Below are 26,109 nucleotides of genomic sequence, written 5' to 3'. Positions count from 1 at the left end.
GAAATCCTATAGTGCTCGCAAGCGTTGTGCGGCCTGTTCTAAGGTAGCTGTACCTTTTGCAAAACAAAAACGTACTAAACGCATCTCAGGCGGTGTTTCACAAAATACGGAAACGGGAATCGCCGCCACACCGGCCTCACGAATCAGCCACTGGCAAAAAGCCTGATCCGACAAATCGCTAAGGGTGCTGTAATCAGCTAATTGGAAATAAGTCCCTTCCGCAGGCTGCATCTGGAACTTACTACCCTGCATGAGTTGCAAAAATTGGTCGCGTTTTTGCTGATAAAATTGCGGTAATTGTTCGGCATGTTCAGGGTGATCACGCAATACATCCGCCAACGCTAATTGCATCGGCGTGCTGGTGCAGAAAGTGACATATTGATGCACTTTGCGAAATTCAGCGGTCAAGGGTACAGGGGCAACACAATAGCCGATTTTCCAGCCTGTGGTGTGATAGGTTTTTCCGAAGGAAGAAATCACAAAGCTACGTTCATACAACTCAGGGTGCGTATGGAAACTGTGGTGCACGCGCCCATCAAATACGATGTGTTCATACACTTCGTCCGCCAATAGTAAGATATCCGTATCGCGTACTATTTCCGCCAATTGATCCAAATCCGCTCGGCTTAACACAGCACCTGTTGGGTTATGCGGCGAATTAATGATAACCAGGCGAGTTTTATTAGTAATAGCATCTGCTAAGCGCTGCCAATCGATGTGGAAGCTAGGTGGCTGCAACTGCAAATGCACTGTTTTTCCGCCATTCAATGCAATAGCTGGCTCATAACTGTCATAAGCTGGATCAAAGACAATCACCTCATCACCTGCCCGCACCACTGCCGCAATCGCATCAAAAATCGCTTCCGTTGCGCCCGAAGTAACGGTGACCTCCTGATCAGAAACCGGATTGCAATATAAGCGCGCTACTTTTGCAGCAATTTGCTCACGCAACACCGGCATACCCGCCATAGGAGCATATTGATTAGCGCCACTAGCAATATACTCGCCTACGCCAGCCAACAGACTTGACGGCCCATCAAAATCAGGAAAACCTTGTGACAAATTAATCGCCTTATGCTCCAAAGCCAGTTGTGACATGACGGTGAAAATCGTTGTACCCACTTTGGGGAGTTTTGTGGCGGGATAGCGCATCAGCTCGCACTCAACAAGATCAAAAAAACCTAGTCTAGCAGCGAATGCCTCTGAAAGTTAAGCACACAAAGCGCTCTTAAGAGAGTGCTACCTGCTAGAACGAGTTATGCGATACTGCATGCTTTGTTAACTCGCTTAAAACGATTATTCATGCCTCTATCACGCCCGCAATCCATTTGGCTCTTTATTATTCTACATACACTGATTTGGACTTTATTACCGACATGGCTATTTCCTAATCCACCGCTGGATGTCAATGAGGGTTTTATGTGGGGGCAAACTCTGCAATGGGGCTATTACAAACACCCCCCTTTGCAAGCTTGGTTATTGGAAGCAACTTATCATGTTTTTCATACCCACCCTTTCGGGTATTTCTTATTAGCCCAATTAACCATCCTGACTGCGATGCTAGGTGTCTATTACAGTGCACGCCTATTGACTGATCCGACACGTGCCTGCTTAGCCACGCTAGCCCTCAGCATGATTTACTATTTCAATGTCACCAGCCTTGAATTTAACCCTAATACCTTACAACTAGCTACTTGGGCTTGGGTTGGCTACTTTTTTATACGCTCATTACAAACGAATCGCTGGCGCGATTGGCTAGGGCTAGGAATCTTATTGGCACTGGCGGCTTACACAAAATATTTCAGCGTCTTACTAGGCCTAACTCTCGTATTATTTTTCTTTCTAAATCAAACTGCTAGGAAGCATCTCACCACAGCAAAACCTTATATAGCGCTTACAGTTTGTATACTCTTGCTAGTACCACACTTGATGTGGCTAATACAGCATGATTTTTTACCGTTTCGCTATGCGCTAGGACGCGGTGCTAGCTCAGAATCTAGCTTTATTGCTAATCATTTATTATCCCCGCTCAATTTTAGCCTCGTTCAAGCTGGTGCCTTAGTATTCGTTGGCATAGGGCTAATGCTGTTCCCCTTTAAAAGATCCCCCTTAAGCTTGACCCCGCTTTTTGCCTTAGCTTGGCTGCCCCTGATGCTGAGCTTATTCATTGGCCTCATGACAGGAATGCGTCTACGTAGCATGTGGGGAACACCGCTATTAAGCTTCATCCCCTTATATCTACTCCATTACCACACCAGCGACTTAAGCCCAACGACACTTAAACGCTTTATTAGACTTATTTTAGCCGTCAATGTATTGTTTATTAGTGTAGTAATAAGCGCCCAATTAAGCGGCAAAGTATTTAGTCGAATGAACTTCAAAGGTGAAGCATTAAGCCTAGCATGGCAAAGCGTCTGGAAAAACAAAACAGCGCCCTACGCTATTATTGGTTCACATTGGCTAGCGGGTAATGCTAGCTTTCATAGCACTCAACGCCCTTTAGTTTTTATTGATGGGGACTTAAACAAATCGCCTTGGATTAATTTGGGGACTTTAAAGCAACAAGGCGCTATTGTCATTAGTGAGTCCACAGCATTAGCTAAAGCACTACAGGATCAGTATCAATTAACTACTCAATGGCAAGAGCCACTGACTATCCAAAACCAAACTTATTATTTGGGCATTATCCAAAGCAATTAGGGCTTCTTTGAACAATGTCAAGACCTGAACAATTTACACTAAGCTGTGTTATTCCAGCATATAATGAAGCGGAAAATTTAGAAAGCTTTATTGAAGCACTACACGCTAGTTTAAAAAATACCATACCGAACTTTTTATTTATCATTGTGAATGATGGTAGCTCAGATCATACCGATCAAACCATTAAAAACATTATGAATAAATACCCGATTCACTACCTTAATTTTTCTCGCAATTTTGGAAAAGAAGCTGCGCTATCTGCGGGTATTGATCAAGCTCAAAGTGATGTAACTTTACTAATCGATAGCGATTTTCAACACCCTGTTGAACTGATTGCTCAGATGTTAGACCTATGGAAAAGCGGCTATGATATGATTTATGGCGTAATTGCGGATCGCCGTCATGAGACGTGGATTAAGCGTTATGGTACCAATTCCTTTTATAGACTAATTAATGCTAATCGGCATAATCATTTTCAAATTCCTGCCAATGCCGGTGATTTTCGCCTCATGGATAAAGCAGTCGTGGAAACGCTCAAGCGTCTTCCTGAACGACGGCGTTTTATGAAAGGATTATATGCTTGGGTGGGTTATAAAACCATTGCAATACCCTTTGTTCCAGCCGAGCGTGCCGCTGGTACCTCTAGTTTCAATTTGCGTACCTTATTAAGTTTGGCCTCAACTGGTATTACGTCTTTCTCAAGTATTCCCTTAAGGCTTAGCGGTTTTCTTGGCAGTATTATTTCTATTTGCTCAGTAATTTATGCAGCCTATATTGCAAGTGACACCTTGATTTTTGGCAATCCAGTGCCGGGGTGGTCTACCTTGGCAGCAGGCTTAGCTTTATTCTCTGGAGTGCAATTATTAATGCTAGGGATTATTGGTGAATATATTAGCCAGATTTATGAAGAAGTAAAACAACGCCCTTTATATGTGATTGCTGAACAACAAATTAGCCCACAACTTTCTAAAATAGAAGGCAAATTTCATGTTGCCCCCTAAGTCGATAAAACGCATCTTACGTTTTGGCGGTGTAGGTGGGCTGGCCGCAGCAACGCATTTTTTTGTCGCGGTGTTATTGATTAGTCAAGCATTCATGAATCCGCTACTCGCTAATGTAATAGCGTTTCTAGTAGCGTTTATAGTGAGCTATGCAGGACAACGTTATTGGACTTTTGCAGCAAACTATCACAATCATCACACTACCTTATGGCGTTATGGCTTAACTGCTATTATTGGTTTTCTGATTAATGAAACCATTTTATGGCTAGGCTTAACGGTTTTTCCTGCTTGGTATCCACTTATTCTAGGTCTTGCGATTATTGTAGCGGCTATTTCTACTTACTGGCTAAGTGCAAATTGGGCTTTTAAAATAGCATGAGTAAAAAATTTATTCGCATTTGTGCTGATGATTATGGGCTAACGCAAGGTATCAATCAGGCTGTAATAAACTTATTTCGTAGCCAAGCGATTAACTGCACCAGTTGCATGACGGAAGCGCCACAATGGTTAAATTATTCAGCGCCACGACTGCAAGAATATATAGCTTCCGATACCACTATTGAAGTTGGTATACACCTTAATCTGACAGAAAATTTCCGTACGCTCAACAATAAATATACTTTAGGCCAAATTTTAAAAAATAGTTATTCCAAAAATTGGTCTATTCAATTGTTAGAATCCGAACTTCAACGCCAATGCGAATGGTTTGAGCAAGGATTAAAACAAGCCCCTCGATTTATAGATGGGCATCAACATATTCACCAATTCCCCATAATTCGCGATCTAGTAGTAAAGATTAGTGAGGTGCGCTATGCGAATACAGAGCTTTGGATCAGAAACACACTGCCAAGCAAGCTTACGGCTAATCCTAAGACGCATGTACTGACCTTATTAGGTGGCAGAACGCTAAAACAACAATTAATCAAACAGGCAATTAAGACCAATGAGGGATTTTTAGGGGTTTATAATTTTTCAGGCGATTATCAAACGCACATGAGTCAATGGTTGGAGCAAGCACAAGAAAATAGCTTAATCATGTGTCACCCGAGTACCGTAGTTGATGTAGACGATGGTATTGGCGCACAGCGTGTCAAAGAATATGAATTTTTGGTGAGTGACGCTTTTCAAAACTTACTTAGCCAACATGGCCTCACACTAAAACCGATGCAAGTGTGAAACCTGCATCGATTCGCTTATATTCACACGGAGTTTTGTTTTTGCATATCAGTCCACAGATTCCGCGCCATCCACAGTAATATCAACACCGCAAAGCCTAATAAAGCCCACAGTGCTAGCGTCCATAGATGGCTATAATCGTTGACTAGGGGGGGATCCGCAACACGTATTGCTTGACCAATCGAAACCGTTTCAGGATTGATCTGCTTTAACAGTGGCGCATCCAAACTGGGATTGAGCGTAGCATTCGGCATAGGATTACCAAACGCTAAGCGAAAAGGCCCTTGACCCTGAGCAATATAGCGAATTTCTAAGGCTTCCCAACCCAACTCCAATGCGGTATCAGCCGTTGGCAGCGCACTACCCTGAGCAAAGTTAAAACGCCATTGACTAGCCCAATCATTGTCCACGTTGATGGGTTTTGATTGCAACTCACCCGCTTCAGTTTTCAGTCTATATTGGTGAAACTCAGTTTGGTAAATAGGAAACTCTTGATGGCCAAAACGAGCATCAGGCTTCGCCAAGCTCTCCCATTCGCCACTATACATGCTGCCAAGTGGCAAATTTGCCATACGCCATTGGCTAATAGTCAAGCCTTGGGGTAATGACACCTGAAAACGATTGGGTTGCTCTGGACTGACTTGTAAGGCTACTTTGCCCCAGTGTAGATCTTGAGTGGGACTAGCTGTACCAAAATCCCCGTAGACCTCGCCTAAAGCATTGGATAAAAGAGCTAAATCGGCATCGCCCGACAAGCGAATAAATGGCGCATGGACAGGCTCTTGCAAGATTAACTCATGATTTTCTAATACCTTCTCCTGCTCTTTTAAGAGGTAGGGTAAAGCCGTCACCGCTACTGGCCGCCAATTAATTAAATCCTCACTGGCCTCCAGCAACACATTTTTCGGCAGCCATTGCTCCAAATTATTCCACTCTAAGCGCAGCTTATTTAAAGGCAAGCTGGTTTGGCTAAAATTTGGATCATGCACAATCAGATAATGCTTACCGGGCTGCGTTAATTGCGTCAAATCCGGTTTTGTTGCCCCCTGTGACAAAGTCAATAAAGTACCTAAGCGTTGTGGGTCATCATTGCGGAAAAAACTCAGACTACGCGACTCACTAACGCGCCCCTCCTGCATGTTATAAATAGGCTGCACACTAGAAGGCACGATTTGATCAGCCGCATTTAGCACCACCAAATCTTTAAAATCGCGCTGTTCTAATTTGAATAACACATCGGCTGGTAATGCGGCACGACGCAAAGAGGCTTTACCTTCAGTTAGCGGCGCTTCAAATTGAAAACCGTCCAAAGGCTTAGCCACCACCGGATTAACTAGCAAGCTCAAAGCAAATGCTAAAGCCGATGTGTAAGTGATTTTTTTCTTTAGATTAAACATGCGTTTCTACCTGTTGAGCTTTGGCGGGTGGCAAGGGTGCGAGATAACCAATGAATAACAGCAATACACCAACGCTGATAAAGGAAATCACCCGCGCCAACGTGCCGGATGAAGCAAAATCCACTAAGAATAACTTCAGTACCACTACGCCCAGTAGCACCACACCGGCTGTCCATAAGGGGCGATTAAGCTTTTGATGACCACGCCACGCCAGTGCAAGTCCTGATAAAGCCCACACAATCGCGAGTGTCGTTTGCGTAGTGGGTAAGGTGATCAACTCAATATCCCATGCAAAACCACCCCAATAATGCAGGAGGTGTAGGGTAAAGCTATTGAGCCAGTAGAAACCTAATGCCACACCACTGTAACGCACTATCGAAAACCAAGGTGTGGCATTCATTCGTTTGAGTTGGTAATAGAGTTTGACTAAGAGCAAACCCAACAGCATGGCTAACATATCCAAAGGATTCAGCACGGGTAACCATGGTAGCGGTGTACTTAAGCCTTCAGACAAACCTGCCTGAATTAACCATAGTCCTAGTAAACCGGCCAATGGCAAACTCACGCTATACAACAAGCTGTCGTGATGTGTGGTAAAAGGCCAGAAGCGTTTCGTGGGTAATAAGCTTAGGGCTAAATAGGCTAGGCCTGCAACCGCAAAACTTCCCCATAACCAGCCGGTGTTGATCGAAAAATACCTAACCACCACGCCGACGATTTCATTGTGGACTGCAAAGACGAGTAGCCAAGCGACTATCGGCTGCAACACCCTTAGCCAATGCGCCCATAAGTGTTTAAGCTCATAGCGATAAAGCAAGGTATAAGTCATCCCAAATGCCATCACAAGACTGAGCCAACGATAAAGATCATCTGACTTATTCATCTCCATCAGCCACTGACTTGCACTGGTATACAGCGTGGTAGTTATCAGGCTAGCCATGGGGACTAATACTAAGAAGCGGCGCTGCGTCCATAAGCTAAAACCTGCTAGCCACAGCATGATACTGGCCCATATCCCAAGATAAACCACATGCGCCAACAGTATCCAGTTGACTGACTCCAGATACAGAACACTCTCTAATTCAAAGCTCAACCATTGCGCAATGCCAGCCGTCAGTAATAACACCAAAGGTAATGGTCGCTCTAGGCGTCTTTTGCTAGGAAATTTTTGTGAAAGCAGGTAGCTGGAAAGCAACATAGCGCTACTAATTAAAACTAACGCAATGAAAGGCCCATTGAAGAAAGCTGTCACCTGAGACGCACTGAACATAAGATTATTGCCAACATCCACCAACCAATAAAGCAGTGCGGCATATTGCAAGAAAATACCGAACAGACGGCGCAAGTATTGTTGTTGACGAATACTAATCCATAAAATACCCGCGCCTTCCAAAGCCCAAGCAGCGGAGGTTAATGCGCCATCGACGGCAAACGGAATCGCTAAGGTAGTAAAAATTACACCCAAGGATAAAAAGGATTCGGTCAATAATTGCTGAGTCTTACCGAAACGTTTCCACAAGCCCACACTGAGTAGCAGATAGAAGGCTCCCAACACTAAGGAGCTGAGTGCAATGCCATATTCAAAATCGCGCACTAGAGCAATCTGCATCCCAAAACCGATTAAGGGCACACCAAACACTAAAGTGCTATCCACTTTATCTTTAAAGTTAATTGGGGTGCGAATTGCAAACAAAATCGCTATCGCTACATACAGCAAGAAGAATAAAATTAAGAAAGGTTCAACCGTCGCAAAATTATCGGCCTGATAACTAAACCATCCCCACACCGTCGCAATCACAAAGGTGAATACAAAGCCAATCAAATTCAGCAAACGCCATGATTTGAACCACGCTATTGCCACAATGCCCAGATTCAACAAAGCATAAAAACTAAATAAGCCAATGTAATTATTGCTACCGCTGGATGTTAGTAGCGGTGCAAGAAAACCACCGACAGTAGCAAAGGCCGCCAAGGGGAAGCTGTTTTGTAATAACGCTAGAGCTGCTGCCAGAACAACAATCACGACCATGAAAAGAAACGCAGGCAAAGCTGGAATAACATGATAGAGACTGAATGCACCAAACACGGTGAGATAAAGAATGCCGATGCCACCCGCTTGGAGGATTAAACCGTAAGCCCCTTCCCGCTTGCGTAAGCGCCAGCCAAGCGCCAGCAGTGCCAATGCGCCTGCCGCCGAACCGGCTAAGCGTAATTCAATCGGAATCAAGTTGCGCTCTAAGGAATAGCGCAGCAAAAATACCACGCCGAAAAATAGCAACATAATGCCCAAACGCACAAAGATATTACCGCCAAACAACCAATTTTTAGCAGCTTGGAGACCTTTATCTAAGAAATTCGCTTGTTTTGGTACTTCAGGCTTGAGGTTTGGCGGCTGATTAATAGCTGGACTGTCAAATGGCTCAGACAGTAACGGCTCGGATGCTGGCATTGCCATAGCCGCTTGAGCCTCTAAGGATGTTATTGCACTGGCTGGCAAGGCACTTGAGGTGGTATGGGGCGGTGCTAGAATCGGCTGATACTGTTTTAGCTGGTTTAATTGGACTTCTACACTTTTTAGGCGTTGGCTCAAGAAAAATACCCAGCCTCCTAATATCCCAACCAAAACGCTCATGGAAGCAGAATCAAACACCCCCAGCGTTATCAATCCACACACTAAACCTGCGAATAGATAGAATAAAAGTTGCATAAGCCTACACTCGATAGAGGTGAAATAAATCTAAGTGTAGTCTCAAGCCTCAAGCGAAACCGCATTCGCCGTATAAGTGGCGATGGGCGTGCTGAGTAGTCGCATATAATGCTACTTTCTGGTTGGAAACAAAGTCACTTCAGCTTGGTGAACAGAAATATGAAGGCTCTGAGCTCAACGCCATAAGCACTAACCTTACCCAGAGAAGCACTGAGGCTATCCACATTTTCACAGTGCTGACTCATATTGCCGGTGCTTTATGAGCTCGAACAAAAACGATGCTGCTTTAAACTTTAGTCGGTACGCGCCACAGCAATATCCCACCTAAGATAAATAGAATCAGCACCGCTAATAAGCCCATACGCGGTGAGCCGGTGAGGAATGCGCCCCAACCTACTAAGATAGGTCCTAGTACTGAGGCAAACTTCCCCAGCATATTATAAAAGCCAAAAAATTTAGCCGCTTGCTCAACAGGAATCAAACTCGCATATAAAGAGCGACTAAGTGCTTGAATACCGCCTTGGAATAAGCCCACACATAAGGCTAAGGCATAAAACCCTGTTACCGTTTGCATTTGTGACCCACCAATCGTAATCAGCATATAACCCACAATCGCAATCAGAATGCCACGTTTTGCACCTAATTTATTACCCAACCAACCAAATACTAAAGCAGCGGGAAAAGCAATGAATTGGGTCATTAGCAAGGCTTTAATCAAGCTATCTTCGGGAAAATTCAGGGCTTGTCCATAGTCAATAGACATGACAATGATCGTGTCGACGCCATCAATATAAAACCAATAAGCTAATAGGAATAAGGCTACGGGGCGTAATTGACGAATTTGACGAAAAGTAGCAATGAAGTCTTTAGCAGCATTTTTCAGCAATATAGGTAAAGCTTGTTTCTGATAGTTGGCTGGTACACGTTCGCGTACCCATAAAAATAAAGGAATTGAAAACAGTGCCCACCATAAGGCTGTGAATACAAAAGCCCAGCGTACCGCAGCCGTTTTATCAATGATGCCAAACCACTCAGGGTGTAAAGTCATTAGTACGCACACGGTAAAGGCGATACCGCCACCTAAGTAGCCAAGGCCATAGCCTAATGCTGAGACTCGATTAAAATCTTGCTCTGCTGAAACATCCACTAATAACGAGTCATAGAAAATATTAGCGCCCAAAAAACCAATCACCGCAAAAATAAAGCCTGCCATAGCCCATTGCCATTGACTTTGCGCGACAAAGGTTAAGAGCAGGGTCATGGTCACGCCTAAAGCCGCGAAAGACCCTAGCAAGCGCTTCTTTAAACCTCCTTGATCGGCAATAGCGCCTAAAAACGGCGCTAATACCATCACTGTAAAACTCGCTATGGCATTGGCAGTGCCGAGGTGTAGGGTTATCTGTTCAGAAGGAAGACCTTCTGCCCAGTATTTGCGAAAAAAAATGGGAAAAAAGGCTACTAAGATAGCAGTCGTAAAAACGGAGTTTGCCCAATCGTAAAAAGCCCAAGCCAAGCGTTCACGTAAAGTATAAGTTGTTGTTGTCATGAACCTTCTCGTTAAATGTTTAGTTAAGCGCCGAAGCTGTCGCCAATTTGGCAGCAAAGGTTAAAAATACCAAGCCAGTTGCCCCTGATGAAGCCGCGCTAAGTCTTTGGCGTTTACGAAACGACTCTGCTAAATAGTTACCACCATAAATCAGTGTCGCTAAATAGATCGCGCTAAAAACCTGAGCTGTCAGACCTAATATTAAGAAGGAAATAACAGGATTTGGATAGTTTGGGTCGACAAATTGTACAAAAAACGACAAAAAGAATAAAATAGCTTTAGGATTCAACAAGCTAATCACTAGTGCTTTTATAAAAGGCGAGTCAGTTTTATTCAACTGTACACTGGCTTGCGCTTTTTCTAACGCATCCAAGGGATCTTTAGCCTTCGGCCATGCTTTAATGGCTGCCATGATTAAACGGATGCCAATATAAGATAAATAAAGCGCACCCGCATATTTGATCATATCAAACAATAAAGGATAAGTTTTGAGCAAAGTCACCGCCCCTGCTGCGCTACAAAACATCAAAATCGAGTCGCCTAAAAAAATACCCAAGGCTGCTTGCCAACCTGCTTTGTGACCGCGCTGCATCGATAAAGTCAAGACATAGAGGGAGTTCGGGCCGGGCAGCAGAACAATCATAATGCAGCCCAACACGTAAGTGAGATAATTAATAATGCCAAAATTTTCCATCGCTGACTCTTTGCTAGGTATTAGTTTTTGAAAATACTATCTGGTATTCGACTCATTGAGTCAATCTCAGTCAAAGCGCTTAAAACAGTTTTTTAACACCGGATACACTTAATAAGATTAAGGTAATACTTAGGGTATTTGGCTTCCAAGCTTGATCCAAGCTTACCGTTTGATTAAATACGCGACTAAGGCAGATGTCTGGAGGTGTGGAAATAACAGAATAGGCATATAATCTGCTACATTAACGGGACTTCACTCCTGGTAAAACGGGAATCCTAAATCATAACTTTTATATACTTGTGGAGGAATAACTCATGAATTTTGCACGCAATGTCGGTGACAAAGACAAAATGATTCGCATTGGCGCCGGTGCGGTGTTGGTTATTGCAGGCTTGCTAGGGCCTAAGATTTTCTTATTATTCGGGATTATTTTATTGGCAACCGGCTTTTTGAATTATTGCCCGCTGTATCAAGTGATTGGGATGAATACCGCCTCTGAAGCAGAGCGTAATGCCTCTAGTGCTGATCCTTTAGAGCGCGCAAGCCAAACGTTTGAACAAGTCAAGCAAGAGGCTAGCAGTACTTACGATAAAGCCAAACACGAAGCTCAAGAAGCAGTAGAGGATATTAAACAAGGCCAGTTTCCGGATAATGTGAAGCAAAGTGCTGAACATTTAATGGATAAAACCAAAGATTTAGCCCATCAAGCCAATGAAAAAATCACTGAGGTCGCTGGTGCTGCTGTCGATAAAACCAAGGACTTGGCTCAAGACGCTAAAAACCTAGCGAATCAGGCAGTCGATAGCGTAAAAGATACTGCCCAACATGTAGCGGATTCGGCCTCTCATGCCGCGCATGACGCGAGTCAGGCCGCTAAAAATGTTGCTAGTGATGCCGCTCAAGAGGTAAAAAACGTGGCTGATGATGTGAAACGTAATGTTTAATCCTTCATTCGGTCGTTAAAAGATTCATCTAACGGGGTCCATCGACCCCGTTAGCATATCTCAGATAAGCTAAACTCCAGCCATTGTTAAACAAAATATGAAAATTTGAGGTCATCCATGCGTTTCTCCTTGATTGCAGCCGCTCTTGGGTTAGCGGTTTCCTTCTCTTGCCAAGCTGCGAGTGAATTGAGCTACCACTATGATGGTAAAGAATATAAGGCGGACGATATGCCCGCTGCTTTGCGCATTCAGTTGTATGATTTAGATAAACAAGTGAATGAGCAGCGCCAGAAAATCATTGAACAATATCTGCTCGATAATTGGATTCGCCAAGAAGCCAAAGCGAAAAGCAAAACGCCGGAAGCGATGGCCGAAGAATTATTGACCGTGCCACGCCCCGATGAAAAAGCCTTAAAAGCTTATTATGATGCTAATTGGGAGCGTATCCAACAACCCTTTAAACAAGCGAAAGCCGAGTTAGAAGGCATTGTGTGGATGGAACAACAGCAAAAAAAGGCTGAAGAATTATTACAACGGATAAAAACTGAAAAAAATTATAAACTGAATTTACCTTTAGCGCAGGCGCCTGTATTTAAGATCAATACTGAAGGCTACCCTAGCAAAGGCAAAGCGGATGCCCCTGTGACCATCGTCGAATTTTCTGATTTTCAATGCCCACACTGCAAATTAGCGGCAGAAGAAATGCCCAAAGCAATTACGAATAAAGCGGATAAAGTCCGTTTAGTTTATCGTTATATGCCCATTAATAGTTCCGGTATTTCGCGTAAGGTCGCTGAAGGTGCTGTGTGTGCCAGTCAGCAAGATAAATTCTGGGAATATCACGACTTAGCTTTTGCCAAACAAAAAGATTTAAAAATGGACTCGCCGCTAGCACTCGCGAAAGAGCTAAAATTAGATGAAGCTAAATTCAAGAGTTGCTTTGAGGACGCCAAGACAGCAGCGGTAGTCACGGCCTCAGAAGAAGAAGCGCGTCAATTGGGAGTCACTGGAACCCCTAGCTTCTTTATTAATGGTAAACCCTTAAGTTTCCAAGTGGATATGGTGAAAGAAGCTGAAGCGGCTATCGATGCTGCATTAACACCGGCAGCAGCCTCTGCTACAAGCCCCAGCAGCACAAACTCTAGTAGCACCGCTTCTAGTTCAACGCTCAGCACCTGTAAGGCTTCAAGCACCAGTAGCGATGCGAGTGCAGCCAGCGGCTGTAAACCTGATGATTTACCAGCTTCAAGCAGCTCCAGTACAACGACAAACACTAGCCCTTCCACAGCGCCAGCGACGAGCTCAAGTTCCACGACTACGCCAGCAACGACCACGCCTTAATATTCCCGCGCTTGCGATGAGAGTTGGTTAGTGATCAACTCTCTCAAAACTGTCGCTATCAGAAAACATCATTTTTAATGATTATTGTTAACAAAATAGCAATACACCTTCACTTTATCTGGAAAAATGCTATTATCCTTGGATTGATTGTCAACAATTTGGAGCAATCAACTCATGACAGCACAGTTAGACGAAGAAAAAACATTATCAGATAAAGCCTCAGCACGCTTGACCCAAGCCATTATTACCGGCGAATTGGTTCAAGGACAAAAACTTAGCGAGGCGGATCTAGCAACACGATTCGGCATTAGTCGTGGCCCTTTGCGCGAAGCAATTCGCCAATTGGAAGGTTTGGGTTTAGTCACGCGTGTACCCCATGCCGGCGCACGAGTAGTCACTTTAAATGATGACACCATGCGCAATCTTTATCAGGTAAGGGAAGCACTAGAAGGTTTTGCTTGTCGCATGGCAGCCCAGCACATGACAGACGATGAAATTAAAAAACTACGCACCCTATTAAATGAACATGAAATGCAGATTGATGCATCGGCTGGTCAGGCGTATTACCAAAGTGAAGGTGATTTAGATTTTCACTTTCAAATTGCTCTGGGAAGCCGTAACCAAATGCTCATTGATCTGCTAGCCGGTGAGTTGTATCAGCTATTGCGCATGTGTCGCTATCGCACCAGCAATTTAGCGAATCGAACACGCTTAGCCTTACAACAACATCATCAAATTTTAGATGCCATTGCAAATCGGGATGCCGATTTAGCCGAGATGCTTATGCGTCGGCATATCAGTGGCGCATGGAAAAGTATTAGCCAAATGATGGAGACCAGTTAATGACCGATAAGCTCACCCCCGGCCAAAAATTTCGCCGCGCTGTAGAAGAAAATCATCCACTCCAAGTTGTGGGTGCAGTTACTGCCAATAGTGCCATTATTGCTGAAAAAGTTGGGCACAAAGCCTTGTATCTATCCGGTGGCGGGGTGGCAGCCTCTTCCTTAGGTATTCCTGATTTAGGGATTACCACCTTACATGATGTGGTTGAAGATATTAAACGCATCACTGCGGTCACTTCTGCACCTTTATTAGTGGATATCGATACCGGTTGGGGTGGTGCATTCAATATTGCCCGTGCTACGCGTGAGGTAGCACAAGCCGGTGCAGCGGGTTTCCACATTGAAGACCAAGTGATGCAAAAGCGTTGTGGTCACCGCCCGAATAAAGCCATTGTCAGCCTTGAAGAAATGGTAGACCGTGTGAAAGCGGCGGTAGATGCGCGTACTGATCAAAGCTTTGTCATTATGGCGCGTACCGATGCGCTAGCGGTAGAAGGCATGCAATCGGCGATTGATCGTGCGATGGCATGTGTGGAAGCCGGTGCGGACATGATTTTCCCAGAAGCTATGAATAAATTAGAGCAATACGCTGAATTCACTAAGGCTGTACATGTTCCAGTACTGGCTAATATTACTGAGTTTGGTGCAACACCTTTATATACCACTACAGAGCTAGCCAGTGTCGGTGTTAAGCTGGTGCTTTATCCATTATCTGCTTTCCGTGCCATGTGTAAAGCAGCCGAAAATGTGTACACCCATCTATTGCAAGAGGGTACGCAAAAGAATGTGATCGACACCATGCAAACCCGCATGGAGTTATATGACACCATCGGTTATCACGCATACGAGCAAAAGTTAGACGCATTATTTGCTAAGCAAGGCGCAGAATAAGGAGTAGGTTTAGATGTTAGAACAAGTATTACCAAAAACTAAAAAATCGGTTGCCTTATCCGGCATTGCAGCAGGTAACACCGCAATTTGTACGGTAGGACGCACAGGTAATGACCTGCATTATCGTGGTTATGACATTCTTGATTTCGCTGAAAAAGCTGAGTTTGAAGAAATTGCGCACCTATTAATTCATGGTGTACTGCCAAATGCTGCGCAATTAAAAGCTTATAAAGCTAAGTTAAAATCTTTCCGTGGTTTGCCACTAGCAGTAAAACAAGCGATGGAAGCCTTACCACCCTCTGCGCATCCGATGGATGTCATGCGTACAGGTTGCTCGGTCTTAGGCACTTGCTTACCTGAACATGCAGGCCATCCCGTCGCTGAAACCCGCCTAATGTTGGATCGCTTAATGGCAAGCTTCGGCTCCATGCTGCTGTATTGGTATCATTTTGCGGTCAATGGTAAGCGTATTGATGTTGAAAGCGATGAAGACTCCATTGGCGGGCATTTCTTACATTTATTACATGGCAAAAAACCTAAAGAATCTTGGGTGCGTGCGATGCACACCTCCTTGATTCTCTATGCCGAGCATGAGTTCAATGCCTCAACCTTTACCGCACGGGTGATTGCTGGTACTAACTCTGATGTGTATTCCTGCATTACGGGAGCGATTGGTGCCTTACGCGGTTCTAAACACGGTGGCGCAAACGAAGTCGCCTTCCGTATTCAAAGCCGTTATTTCACGCCAGACCAAGCCGAAGCGGATATCCGTAAGCGCGTTGAAAATAAAGAAGTGATCATTGGTTTCGGTCATCCGGTTTATACCATCGCTGACCCACGTAATGAAGTCATCAAGCGAGTGGCCAAAGAGCTTTCTGAAGAAAACGGTGATATGACCATGTATAACGTGGCCAATCGTTTAGAAAGTGTCATGAAAGAAGTCAAAAATATGTTCCCTAACCTCGATTGGTTCTCTGCGGTGTCTTACAACCAAATGGGCGTTCCCACCGATATGTTTACCCCCTTATTTGTAATTTCGCGGGTGAGTGGTTGGGGTGCGCATGTGATTGAGCAGCGGGAAGACGGCAAGATTATTCGCCCCAGTGCTAATTACACTGGCCCCGAAAATCTGAAATTTGTCCCCTTAGCTGAGCGTAAGTAGGAACGACACTAGCCATGAACACCCAATACCGTAAACAACTACCCAATTCGACGATCGATTACTTCGACACGCGTGCTGCTGTGGAAGCGATTCAACCCGGTAGCTATGACACCCTGCCTTATACCTCGCGTGTCTTGGCGGAGCAGTTAGTACGGCGCTGTGATCCAGCCGATTTAACCGCGTCTCTCAAGCAATTAATCGAGCGTCGCCAAGATTTAGATTTTCCGTGGTATCCCGCACGTGTGGTCTGCCATGACATCTTAGGGCAAACCGCATTAGTCGATTTAGCAGGCTTACGTGATGCGATTGCCGACAAAGGCGGCGATCCCGCTAAAGTAAACCCAGTTGTGCCAACCCAATTAATCGTGGATCACTCGTTAGCGGTGGAATACGGCGGTTTTGATAAAGATGCCTTCCGTAAAAACCGTGAAGTGGAAGATCGTCGTAATGAAGACCGTTTCCACTTTATTGAGTGGACCAAAACCGCATTCAAAAACGTCGATGTAATCCCCGCAGGCAATGGCATCATGCACCAAATCAACTTGGAGAAAATGTCTCCTGTGATTCAAGTGCGCGAGGGTGTGGCTTTCCCTGATACTTGCGTGGGTACCGATTCACACACGCCACACGTCGATGCTTTGGGCGTTATTGCGATTGGCGTGGGTGGTTTGGAAGCCGAAACCGTTATGCTGGGTCACCCTTCGATGATGCGTCTCCCAGACATCGTCGGGGTAAAATTAACAGGCAAGCGTCAGCCTGGCATTACCGCAACCGATATCGTGTTAGCCTTAACCGAGTTCTTACGTAAAGAGCGCGTCGTTGGTGCTTATGTGGAATTCTTTGGTGACGGTGCAGATAGTCTGTCTATCGGTGACCGTGCGACCATTTCTAATATGTGCCCCGAATACGGTGCTACGGCAGCGATGTTCTATATCGATGGTCAAACCATTGATTATCTGAAACTCACAGGACGTGAGCCAGAGCAAGTGGCTTTAGTCGAAAACTATGCAAAAACCACTGGTTTATGGGCAGATGCACTGAAAACCGCGCAATACCCACGCGTATTAACCTTCGATCTGTCTTCTGTTGTACGCAATATGGCGGGACCTTCTAACCCACATAAACGCTTACCAACGTCTGCTTTGCAAGAACGCGGTATTGCGGACGAAGCCAAATTAGCTGAAGCCAAAGCGGAAGAAGCTAAAGGTTTATTGCCCGATGGTGCTGTGATTATTGCGGCGATTACCTCTTGTACTAATACCTCTAACCCACGCAATGTGGTTGCAGCAGGTTTATTAGCTAAGAAAGCTAATGAACTCGGCTTAGTGCGTAAGCCTTGGGTGAAATCATCCTTCGCGCCTGGCTCGAAAGTCGCTGAACTGTATTTGAAAGAAGCGGGCTTATTACCTGAACTGGAAAAATTAGGCTTTGGTATCGTGGCGTTTGCTTGTACGACTTGTAATGGTATGTCAGGTGCATTAGACCCGAAAATCCAGCAAGAAATTATTGACCGTGATTTGTATTCAACGGCGGTGTTATCAGGCAATCGTAACTTCGATGGTCGTATTCATCCTTATGCCAAACAAGCCTTCTTAGCTTCTCCACCCTTAGTGGTGGCTTATGCGATTGCGGGTACTGTACGTTTAGACATCGAGCAAGATGCTTTAGGCACAGACAAAAATGGCAAAGCCATTACCTTAAAAGACATTTGGCCTTCTGATGAAGAAATCGATGCCATTGTTGCCAAGTCGGTAAAACCTGAGCAGTTCAAACAGGTTTACATCCCGATGTTTGATTTGGGCAAAGTGGAAGAAGCGGCAAGTCCTTTATACGACTGGCGCCCGATGTCGACTTATATCCGTCGTCCACCCTATTGGGAAGGCGCATTGGCAGGCGAGCGTACTTTAAAAGGGATGCGTCCTCTGGCGGTATTGCCTGACAATATCACTACCGACCATTTATCACCCTCGAATGCGATTCTATTAAATAGCGCGGCGGGTGAATACTTGGCGAAAATGGGCTTGCCTGAAGAAGACTTCAACTCTTACGCCACCCACCGTGGTGACCACTTAACCGCACAACGCGCCACCTTTGCTAATCCACAATTAGTCAATGAAATGGCAGTGGTGGATGGTCAAGTGAAAAAAGGATCGCTGGCCCGCGTTGAGCCAGAAGGCAAAGTGATGCGCATGTGGGAAGCAATTGAAACCTACATGAACCGCAAACAAAACCTCATCATTATTGCAGGTGCGGATTACGGTCAAGGCTCAAGTCGTGACTGGGCTGCGAAAGGTGTACGTTTAGCAGGTGTGGAAGCGATTGTTGCGGAAGGTTTCGAGCGTATTCACCGTACTAACTTGGTCGGTATGGGCGTATTACCATTGGAATTCAAAGCAGGCGAAACGCGCAAAACCTATAACATCGATGGAACTGAAACCTTTGATGTGGAAGGTGAAATTGCACCTCGTACTGACTTAACCGTGGTCATGCATCGCAAAAACGGCGAAGTGGTACGTATTCCAGTGACCTGTCGTTTAGATACCGCAGCGGAAGTTCGCGTGTATAAAGCGGGGGGTGTATTGCAACGCTTTGCACAAGATTTCTTGGAATCGAACGCGTAATGCAAACCCCTCCCAACCTCCCCTTATCAAGGGAGGCGTAAGAACCCTCTGATCTGAAAAGGGTGTCTTTAATTCCCTCCCTTGATAAGGGGAGGGTTAGGGAGGGGTTTCTTCAAACACTAACGAGGCAAACTATGTCCAATGTTCCTCAAGTAAAAGTCCCTGCCACCTATCTGCGGGGCGGTACGAGTAAAGGCGTATTCTTCCGTCTTGAAGATTTACCTGCCTCTGCACAAGTCCCAGGCAAGGCGCGGGATAAGTTATTTCAACGCGTAATTGGTAGCCCAGACCCTTATGCCGCACACATTGATGGTATGGGTGGCGCAACGTCTAGTACCAGTAAATGCGTGATCTTATCCAAAAGCACTAAGCCTGATCACGATGTTGACTATCTGTATGGACAGATTTCGATTGATAAGGATTTCGTCGATTGGAGCGGTAACTGCGGTAATTTATCCACGGGTGCAGGTGCATTTGCGATTCATGCAGGCTATGTCGATAAATCACGAATCCCCGACAATGGCGTGTGTACCGTGCGCATTTGGCAAGCCAATATCAGTAAAACCATTATTGCGCATGTACCCATTACTCATGGACAAGTGCAAGAAACAGGTGATTTTGAGCTGGATGGTGTGACCTTTCCTGCGGCGGAAATTGTCCTTGAATTCCTTGATCCTTCCGATGAAGGCGAGGACGGTGGCAGCCTATTCCCAACGGGCAATCTGGTCGATCAATTAGAAGTGCCTGAGGTGGGTACATTCCCCGCCACTATGATTACAGCAGGTATTCCGACCGTATTCGTCAATGCGGAAGACATTGGCTACACAGGGACAGAGTTACGCGAAGCAATCAATACCGATGCCAAAGCCTTAGCGCGTTTAGAAAAAATCCGCGTGGCAGGTGCTTTACGTATGGGCTTGATCAAAACCCCAGAAGAAGCCTTAACCCGTCAACATACGCCGAAAATCGCGTTTGTTTCTAAACCTAAAGATTATAAGTCAGCCAGCGGCAAGCAAATTAATGCGGCTGATGTAGACTTATTAGTACGCGCCCTATCCATGGGTAAATTACACCATGCCATGATGGGCACGGCGGCAGTGGCGATTGGTACGGCGGCTGCTATTCCGGGCACGCTGGTGAATTTAGCTGCGGGCGGTGGTGAACGTACGGCAGTAACCTTCGGGCATCCTTCGGGCACATTACGCGTGGGTGCAGAAGCGAAGTTAGAAAATGGCGAATGGAAAGTGACCAAAGCCATTATGAGCCGCAGTGCACGTATTTTAATGGAAGGCTGGGTACGCGTACCAGGCGATGCGTTTTAAGTGTTGAGAACCCTAACCCCCTCCTCCACCTTTGCCTTATTATGAGGGAAAACATTGCTACTCAGTGGCAATGGGGAGGGGGTAACTAATTGATAGTGAGTGGAGGAGAAAATATGAGTTATAAAGCTGAATACCAACGATCTATGGATGATCCTGAAGGTTTCTGGAAAGAAAAAGCCGAAGCCCTAAAGTGGTATAAATTCCCACAAAAAATACTCTCTCAAGATAGTGACGGCATTTATCATTGGTTCGCCGATGGTGAAATGAACACCTGTTACATGGCAGTCGATGTACACGTTGAAAATGGTCGCGGTGATCAAGCAGCGATTATCTATGATTCTCCTGTCAGCAATACCAAACGCACTATTACCTATAAAGAACTGCAACAAGAAGTGGCAAAAACCGCAGGCATGTTGAAGGGCTTGGGGGTAGAAAAAGGCGACCGCGTTATATTGTATATGCCGATGATCCCCGAAGCGGTGATTGGTATGTTAGCGGTGGCACGTCTAGGGGCGATTCACTCGGTGGTATTCGGTGGCTTTGCGCCTCCTGAATTAGCGGTACGTATTGAAGACTCTAGCCCGAAAGTCATCTTAACCGCCTCGTGTGGGATTGAAGTAAGCCGTGTAATTGCTTACAAACCTCTGCTTGATAAAGCCATCTCCTTGTCTTCTCATAAGCCGAATGCTTGTGTGGTGTTCCAACGCCCTGAAGCGACTGCTGAATTGAAAGAAGGCTATGACTACGACTGGACAACCTTAGCCGCTCAAGCACAGCCTGCTGAGTGCGTACCTGTCAAAGGTACTGATCCACTGTATATTCTGTATACCTCAGGCACTACGGGCAAACCTAAAGGGGTAGTACGTGAAAACGGTGGTCATGCGGTAGCTTTGAACTACAGTATGCACGCTATCTATAATGTTAAGCCAGGCGAAGTCTTCTGGGCAGCGTCTGATGTGGGTTGGGTGGTTGGTCATTCTTACATTGTGTATGCGCCGCTATTACGCGGGGCTACCACGATTGTCTTTGAAGGCAAGCCCATTATGACACCGGATGCGGGGACGTTCTGGCGGATTTGCGAAGAGTACAAGGTCAAAGCCCTATTCTCAGCGCCTACCGCCTTCCGCGCGATTAAGAAAGAAGATGCCAATGGTGATTTCCTCAAGAAATACGACCTGAGTGGCCTAACCAATATCTTCTCCGCTGGCGAACGCTTAGACCCACCGACGCAAGAATGGTTAATGGAAAAGAGCGGCAAACAAGTGATTGACCACTGGTGGCAAACCGAAACCGGTTGGGGGATTACTGCCAACTTGCAAGGTATTGAACCGATGCCCATCAAATTAGGTTCTTCGACCGTACCGACACCTGGCTTTAATGTAAAAATCTTGGATGACGGCGGTCAGGAATTGCCAGCAGGCGAGCAAGGCTTTATTGCGATTAAATTACCTTTACCACCATCCTGCTTGGCCACGGTTTGGGGCGATGTGCAAAAGTTTAAAGACAGCTATCTGTCTATGTTCCCAGGCTACTATGCTTCGGGTGATGGTGGTTATATCGATCAAGACGGCTATGTGTTCGTCATGGGTCGTGTGGACGACGTTATCAACGTAGCAGGTCACCGCTTATCCACAGGCGAAATGGAAGAAGTGGTCGGTGCACATCCTGCGGTAGCAGAGTGTGCGGTCGTTGCTCTGGATGATGACTTAAAAGGCCAAGTGCCGATTGGTTTAGTAGTCTTGAAAACAGGTGTGGATATTGATCAAGCCACCTTAAGTAAAGAGCTTATCAATGACATACGCGCACAAATCGGCGCGATTGCTTGTTATAAAGATACTTATATTGTGAAGCGTCTACCGAAAACGCGCTCAGGCAAAATCCTGCGTAAGAGTATGCGTCAAATGATCAATGGCCAGCCTTATGCTGTACCCTCTACCATTGATGATCCCGGTATCATGCCTGAGATCGAAGCCCATTTACGTGAATTGGGTGTGATTAAATAGCCACGCGTATAGTAAAAAAGAAAGCCGCCTCTAAGGCGGTTTTCTTTAAATAGTAGCATTTGTCTCTTCTGGGCAACATACCAGCCAAACTCTTTCAGGAAAATCCTTGTTCATAATACCGTTGAGCTGACTCAAATTTACTTAGCCATTTGGCTTCAAAATAAAGGGCTAAGCAATTATCTTAAAATCGTAACCTTTCAAGCAATTTTGTCTAATCCTCAAAACCTGTCGTTTTATAGTAGCTAAGACAGTCTTCGTGTCTATTATTTATAAGGATATAGGGTTTATGAGCAGTATCTTTGGCAACTACTCCCCCACCGGCGCACTTCCTTATGCCGCTAACCAATTTGGATTGAATAGCCCATGGTCAGGCCTGCAACAGTGGCAGGGACTGCAGCAATGGCCAGGTATGCAACAGTGGCCTGGTATGTCGTACTCACCATTTACGATGGGTGGGCATCACGCCTTCACCCAACCTTGGATGGGCGGCTTAACTAATGATTGGTTATCTCAAATTTCCCAATTTTCTCAACTTAATGAATGGCTAAATCCTAAACCAGTCACCATTATTGTTGACCATGGCATCGGCCCTGTGATGGGTGACTACCCACGTTATATCAACTACAGAGGCAGAGATGGTGTACATCCTAACTCTAATGTGAATACCACTAACAATTTCACTTCTTACGCCAATTACGTCTACTAGAAAGCACGCTAGCCTTTCTGGGAAAGCATGACGTTACTTAGGCTAAGGTTTTTCCCCATACGGCATCTCAAACGATGACCGTATGGGCATTAACCAGTAAAATCAATTAACTAATTTTTTGCATTTTTTGCGTCAATATCAGCTTTACTTAAACCACCAATACACCAATGCTCTGGTGGGACTTCGTTGATTACCACACGAACCTGCTCCGGCTTAACATTTAAGGTTTCCGCAGCAACCTGTGTAACACGTGCGAAAAACTCGCGTTTCTGCTCAATACTGCGTCCTTGCAAAATCGTGGCTTGAATCAAAGGCATATAAACTCCTTACACAAAACTCATGGTGACAGTACCCAAGTCTTGATAGCGCACGCATACGCTATCACCCGCTTTCACCGCCACCGCTTCGGTAATACCACCTGTCATAATGAAAGTCCCCGCAGGAATCACTTCACCGCGTTCGGCTAACATATTAGCCAGCATCGCCACACTCGCCGCAGGATGACCTAATACGGCAGCACCTGCGCCTGTAGTGACCACTTTGCCATTGATTTCAATCACCACACCCAGTGTTTTCATATCGACTTGGTCAGCGCGTTTGACATTGCCACCTGTGACAAAACGTGAAGATGAGGCATTGTCAGCAATCACGCTTTTCAGGTCGAAACGGAAATTTTCATAGCGTGAATCAATGATTTCTACCGCAGGAACGACCGATTCGGTTGCACCTAATACGTGTGCGACCGTGCAACCAGGCCCTTTCAATTCCTTATTGGTAATAATCGCGATTTCGGCTTCGACTTTAGGATGAATCAGTTCTGACACTTTAATCGTACCCGCATCAGGCACATTAAAGTAATCAACCAAAAAGGCATATAAAGGATTTTCCACACCCATCTGTTTCATTTTGGCGTAGGAGGTTAAACCCATTTTTAAACCAATGACTTTATTGCCACGCGCTTCTTTACGCCGACGAATTTCCCATTGAATATCATAGGCATCGTCCCAATCCATATCAGGATAATCGTCGGTAATCTTTTTCACATCATGGGCTTGTAGCTCGGCATTTTCGAGATGCTCGGCGAGTTGCGCAATGGTAGAACGACTTAAGGTAGACATAGTTAACCTCTTGCGCGAATCATTTCTAAAGCCACGTCTTCGATCATATCTTCTTGACCACCGACTGTGCCGCGACGCCCTAATTCCATTAAGATTTCACGCGCAGGAATACCATACTTCTGTTCCGCACGACGCGCATGCAATAAGAAGGACGAGTACACACCTGCATAACCCAATGTTAAAGAGTCACGATTAATACGGGGCAATTCATCATTCTTCACCATAATGGGTACTGCAACATCTTCTGCGGCATCCATTAAGGCACTCACATCCACACCTGTTTCAATGCCATACAGATCACACACAGCAGCAAATACTTCCAGAGGCGTATTACCCGCACCTGCGCCAAAGCCAGCCACCGAACCATCAATACGCGTAGCACCCGCTTCAATCGCGGCTAAAGAGTTAGCGATTGCCATACCTAAGTTATGATGACCGTGGAAACCGAGTTCAATATTCTCAGGGAATTCAGCGCGTAAAATGCCGATTTTTTCTTTCACTTCCTCAGGCAACATATGACCTGCGGAGTCCGTCATATATAAACAGTTCGCGCCATAGCTATACATCAGTTTGGCTTGTTCGAGGATTTTTTCAGGACTAGCCATATGGCTCATCATTAAAAACCCTACCGTGTCAAAGCCCCGTTTAGCCGAGTACTTAATATGCTGTTCGGACACATCCGCTTCTGTGCAGTGAGTAGCGACACGAATGGTTTTAACCCCTAAGTCTTCGACCATTTGCAGGTCTTTAATCGTGCCGATGCCAGGGAGTAACAGGATAGATACTTGCGAGTGTTGAAGCTTAGGAATCACTGCTTCTAAGTACTCTTTATCCGTGTGTAAGCCGAAACCGTAGTTTACGGAAGAACCTGCAATCCCATCACCGTGAGTGACTTCGATTAAAGGTACTTTTGCTTTATCTAAGGCTTGGGATAAGTCCACCATGTTTTGTACGCTGAATTGATGGCGAATCGAGTGCATACCATCGCGTAAGGACATATCGTGTAAACGAATTTTTTTACCTTTCAGATTCATTACCCTTGCTCCTTAAGCTTTTAACATCTGTTCAGCAAACATTTCAGCGGTGCGTGCCGCAGCAGCCGTCATAATGTCGAGATTACCTGCATATTCAGGCAGATAATCCCCACGACCCCGCACTTCCACGAACACACTCACGCGATTACCATCAAAAATCGGGCCTTCTTTCACGCGATAGCCAGGTACATATTTTTGTACTTCGGCTTCCATTGCTTTGACCGATTCAATAATCGCATCTTGACGCGGTTCGGTTTCAGTAATGCAGTGAATGGTGTCGCGCATCATCAAGGGCGGCTCAGCAGGGTTGAGAATAATAATGGCTTTACCTTTCTTGGCTTGACCGACTTTCTCAATCGCGCCTGAAGTAGTTTGGGTGAATTCGTCAATATTTTTGCGCGTACCAGGCCCTGCTGATTTAGAGGATACGGTTGCCACGATTTCACCATAACGCACAGGTTGCACACGGCTCACCGCATACACCATTGGAATGGTCGCCTGACCGCCACAAGTCACCATATTGACGTTCTCTTCACCCTTATCGAGGTGATCGAGCAAGTTCACAGGGGGTACGCAGAAAGGACCAATCGCCGCAGGAGTTAAATCAATTACCTTCACACCTTTTTCGGTCAATTTGCGGGAAGTTTCAGCGTGGGCATAAGCCGAAGTCGCATCAAAGGCAATTTGAATATTATCCGCTTCAATGTGTGGGATTAAACCATCTACACCATCGGCAGTGGTTTTCAAACCCATATCACGTGCACGCGCTAAACCGTCAGAAGTAGGATCAATGCCCACCATCCACACAGGTTCTAGTACTTCACTACGCTTTAATTTATACAGTAAGTCCGTACCGATATTGCCAGGACCTATTAATGCACAACGTATTTTCGCCATTATCCTC

Annotated in this window: 22 protein-coding genes; 13 read left to right on the top strand and 9 right to left on the bottom strand. The window is 45.4% G+C overall.

Going from position 1 to position 26,109, the window contains the following annotated elements; all coding sequences use genetic code 11:
- Positions 1 to 6: 6 nt before the first annotated feature.
- Positions 7 to 1,152: a pyridoxal phosphate-dependent aminotransferase gene (locus A3IE_RS0104595; RefSeq protein WP_020394418.1), complete on the bottom strand. Its 1,146-nt coding sequence runs from the start codon at positions 1,150 to 1,152 to the stop codon at positions 7 to 9.
- A 150-nt stretch (positions 1,153 to 1,302) separates the two neighbouring features.
- Between A3IE_RS0104595 and A3IE_RS0104590 the strand changes: the two genes are divergently transcribed.
- Genes A3IE_RS0104590 through A3IE_RS0104575 form a run of 4 tightly spaced genes read left to right on the top strand, consistent with a single transcriptional unit; the run spans position 1,303 to position 4,877 of the window.
- Positions 1,303 to 2,700: a glycosyltransferase family 39 protein gene (locus A3IE_RS0104590; RefSeq protein WP_020394417.1), complete on the top strand. Its 1,398-nt coding sequence runs from the start codon at positions 1,303 to 1,305 to the stop codon at positions 2,698 to 2,700.
- Positions 2,701 to 2,714: 14 nt separating this feature from the next.
- Positions 2,715 to 3,701, top strand: a complete 987-nt coding sequence (locus A3IE_RS0104585; protein WP_020394416.1) for a glycosyltransferase family 2 protein — start codon at positions 2,715 to 2,717, stop codon at positions 3,699 to 3,701.
- A complete protein-coding gene (locus A3IE_RS0104580) occupies positions 3,688 to 4,080 on the top strand; it encodes a GtrA family protein (protein WP_020394415.1) in 393 nt (130 codons plus the stop codon). The genes A3IE_RS0104585 and A3IE_RS0104580 overlap by 14 nt, the downstream gene beginning before the upstream one ends.
- Positions 4,077 to 4,877: a ChbG/HpnK family deacetylase gene (locus tag A3IE_RS0104575; protein ID WP_020394414.1), complete on the top strand. Its 801-nt coding sequence runs from the start codon at positions 4,077 to 4,079 to the stop codon at positions 4,875 to 4,877. The genes A3IE_RS0104580 and A3IE_RS0104575 overlap by 4 nt, the downstream gene beginning before the upstream one ends.
- Before the next feature lie 23 nt (positions 4,878 to 4,900).
- On the opposite strand, the gene A3IE_RS0104570 is transcribed toward A3IE_RS0104575, so the two are convergent.
- The 4 genes from A3IE_RS0104570 to leuE all read right to left on the bottom strand — a co-directional run bounded on the left by A3IE_RS0104570 (position 4,901) and on the right by leuE (position 11,221).
- Entirely contained in the window at positions 4,901 to 6,274 is a 1,374-nt protein-coding gene (locus A3IE_RS0104570; RefSeq protein WP_020394413.1) for a DUF3999 family protein, read from the bottom strand.
- A complete protein-coding gene (locus tag A3IE_RS0104565; RefSeq protein WP_020394412.1) occupies positions 6,267 to 8,981 on the bottom strand; it encodes a DUF2339 domain-containing protein in 2,715 nt (904 codons plus the stop codon). Before A3IE_RS0104565 ends, A3IE_RS0104570 begins: the two co-directional genes overlap by 8 nt.
- A 286-nt stretch (positions 8,982 to 9,267) precedes the next feature.
- Positions 9,268 to 10,527, bottom strand: coding sequence for an MFS transporter (locus tag A3IE_RS0104560; RefSeq protein WP_020394411.1), 1,260 nt, complete (start codon positions 10,525 to 10,527; stop codon positions 9,268 to 9,270).
- Between the two features lie 19 nt (positions 10,528 to 10,546).
- Complete coding sequence (gene leuE, locus A3IE_RS0104555) at positions 10,547 to 11,221, bottom strand: leucine efflux protein LeuE (RefSeq protein ID WP_020394410.1); 675 nt, start codon at positions 11,219 to 11,221, stop codon at positions 10,547 to 10,549.
- 314 nt (positions 11,222 to 11,535) lie between these two features.
- Between leuE and A3IE_RS19880 the strand changes: the two genes are divergently transcribed.
- The 9 genes from A3IE_RS19880 to A3IE_RS0104510 all read left to right on the top strand — a co-directional run bounded on the left by A3IE_RS19880 (position 11,536) and on the right by A3IE_RS0104510 (position 23,053).
- Entirely contained in the window at positions 11,536 to 12,165 is a 630-nt protein-coding gene (locus A3IE_RS19880; RefSeq protein ID WP_020394409.1) for a YgaP family membrane protein, read from the top strand.
- A gap of 117 nt (positions 12,166 to 12,282) precedes the next feature.
- On the top strand, positions 12,283 to 13,506 hold the full coding sequence (locus A3IE_RS0104545) for a DsbA family protein (RefSeq protein ID WP_020394408.1): 1,224 nt from the start codon (positions 12,283 to 12,285) through the stop codon (positions 13,504 to 13,506).
- Between the two features lie 174 nt (positions 13,507 to 13,680).
- On the top strand, positions 13,681 to 14,349 hold the full coding sequence (locus tag A3IE_RS0104540) for a GntR family transcriptional regulator (protein WP_020394407.1): 669 nt from the start codon (positions 13,681 to 13,683) through the stop codon (positions 14,347 to 14,349).
- Positions 14,349 to 15,239, top strand: coding sequence for a methylisocitrate lyase (gene prpB, locus A3IE_RS0104535; RefSeq protein WP_020394406.1), 891 nt, complete (start codon positions 14,349 to 14,351; stop codon positions 15,237 to 15,239). Before A3IE_RS0104540 ends, prpB begins: the two co-directional genes overlap by 1 nt.
- A gap of 13 nt (positions 15,240 to 15,252) precedes the next feature.
- On the top strand, positions 15,253 to 16,401 hold the full coding sequence (gene prpC / locus A3IE_RS0104530; protein WP_020394405.1) for a bifunctional 2-methylcitrate synthase/citrate synthase: 1,149 nt from the start codon (positions 15,253 to 15,255) through the stop codon (positions 16,399 to 16,401).
- Between the two features lie 14 nt (positions 16,402 to 16,415).
- On the top strand, positions 16,416 to 19,022 hold the full coding sequence (acnD, locus tag A3IE_RS0104525; protein WP_020394404.1) for a Fe/S-dependent 2-methylisocitrate dehydratase AcnD: 2,607 nt from the start codon (positions 16,416 to 16,418) through the stop codon (positions 19,020 to 19,022).
- A 134-nt stretch (positions 19,023 to 19,156) separates the two neighbouring features.
- Positions 19,157 to 20,344 carry a 2-methylaconitate cis-trans isomerase PrpF gene (prpF, locus tag A3IE_RS0104520; RefSeq protein WP_020394403.1) on the top strand — a complete coding sequence of 396 codons (1,188 nt, stop codon included), beginning with the start codon at positions 19,157 to 19,159 and terminating at the stop codon, positions 20,342 to 20,344.
- A gap of 113 nt (positions 20,345 to 20,457) precedes the next feature.
- Complete coding sequence (locus A3IE_RS0104515) at positions 20,458 to 22,347, top strand: propionyl-CoA synthetase (protein WP_020394402.1); 1,890 nt, start codon at positions 20,458 to 20,460, stop codon at positions 22,345 to 22,347.
- A 286-nt stretch (positions 22,348 to 22,633) separates the two neighbouring features.
- Entirely contained in the window at positions 22,634 to 23,053 is a 420-nt protein-coding gene (locus tag A3IE_RS0104510; RefSeq protein WP_020394401.1) for a hypothetical protein, read from the top strand.
- Between the two features lie 110 nt (positions 23,054 to 23,163).
- Here A3IE_RS0104510 and A3IE_RS0104505 read toward each other — a convergent pair whose 3' ends face one another.
- The 4 genes from A3IE_RS0104505 to A3IE_RS0104490 are packed head-to-tail and all read right to left on the bottom strand — an operon-like array spanning position 23,164 to position 26,102.
- On the bottom strand, positions 23,164 to 23,370 hold the full coding sequence (locus tag A3IE_RS0104505) for a tautomerase family protein (protein WP_020394400.1): 207 nt from the start codon (positions 23,368 to 23,370) through the stop codon (positions 23,164 to 23,166).
- Positions 23,371 to 23,379: 9 nt separating this feature from the next.
- Positions 23,380 to 24,171, bottom strand: a complete 792-nt coding sequence (dmpH, locus tag A3IE_RS0104500; protein ID WP_020394399.1) for a 2-oxo-3-hexenedioate decarboxylase — start codon at positions 24,169 to 24,171, stop codon at positions 23,380 to 23,382.
- 2 nt (positions 24,172 to 24,173) lie between these two features.
- Positions 24,174 to 25,205, bottom strand: coding sequence for a 4-hydroxy-2-oxovalerate aldolase (gene dmpG / locus A3IE_RS0104495; protein ID WP_020394398.1), 1,032 nt, complete (start codon positions 25,203 to 25,205; stop codon positions 24,174 to 24,176).
- Positions 25,206 to 25,217: 12 nt separating this feature from the next.
- Positions 25,218 to 26,102, bottom strand: coding sequence for an acetaldehyde dehydrogenase (acetylating) (locus A3IE_RS0104490; protein ID WP_020394397.1), 885 nt, complete (start codon positions 26,100 to 26,102; stop codon positions 25,218 to 25,220).
- Positions 26,103 to 26,109 lie beyond the last annotated feature (7 nt).

Source organism: Thiolinea disciformis DSM 14473 (genome assembly GCF_000371925.1).
Taxonomy (GTDB): Bacteria; Pseudomonadota; Gammaproteobacteria; order Thiotrichales; family Thiotrichaceae; genus Thiolinea; species Thiolinea disciformis.
Note: the sequence above shows the minus strand (reverse complement) of the source record. Positions and strands in the feature narration are given on the sequence as shown.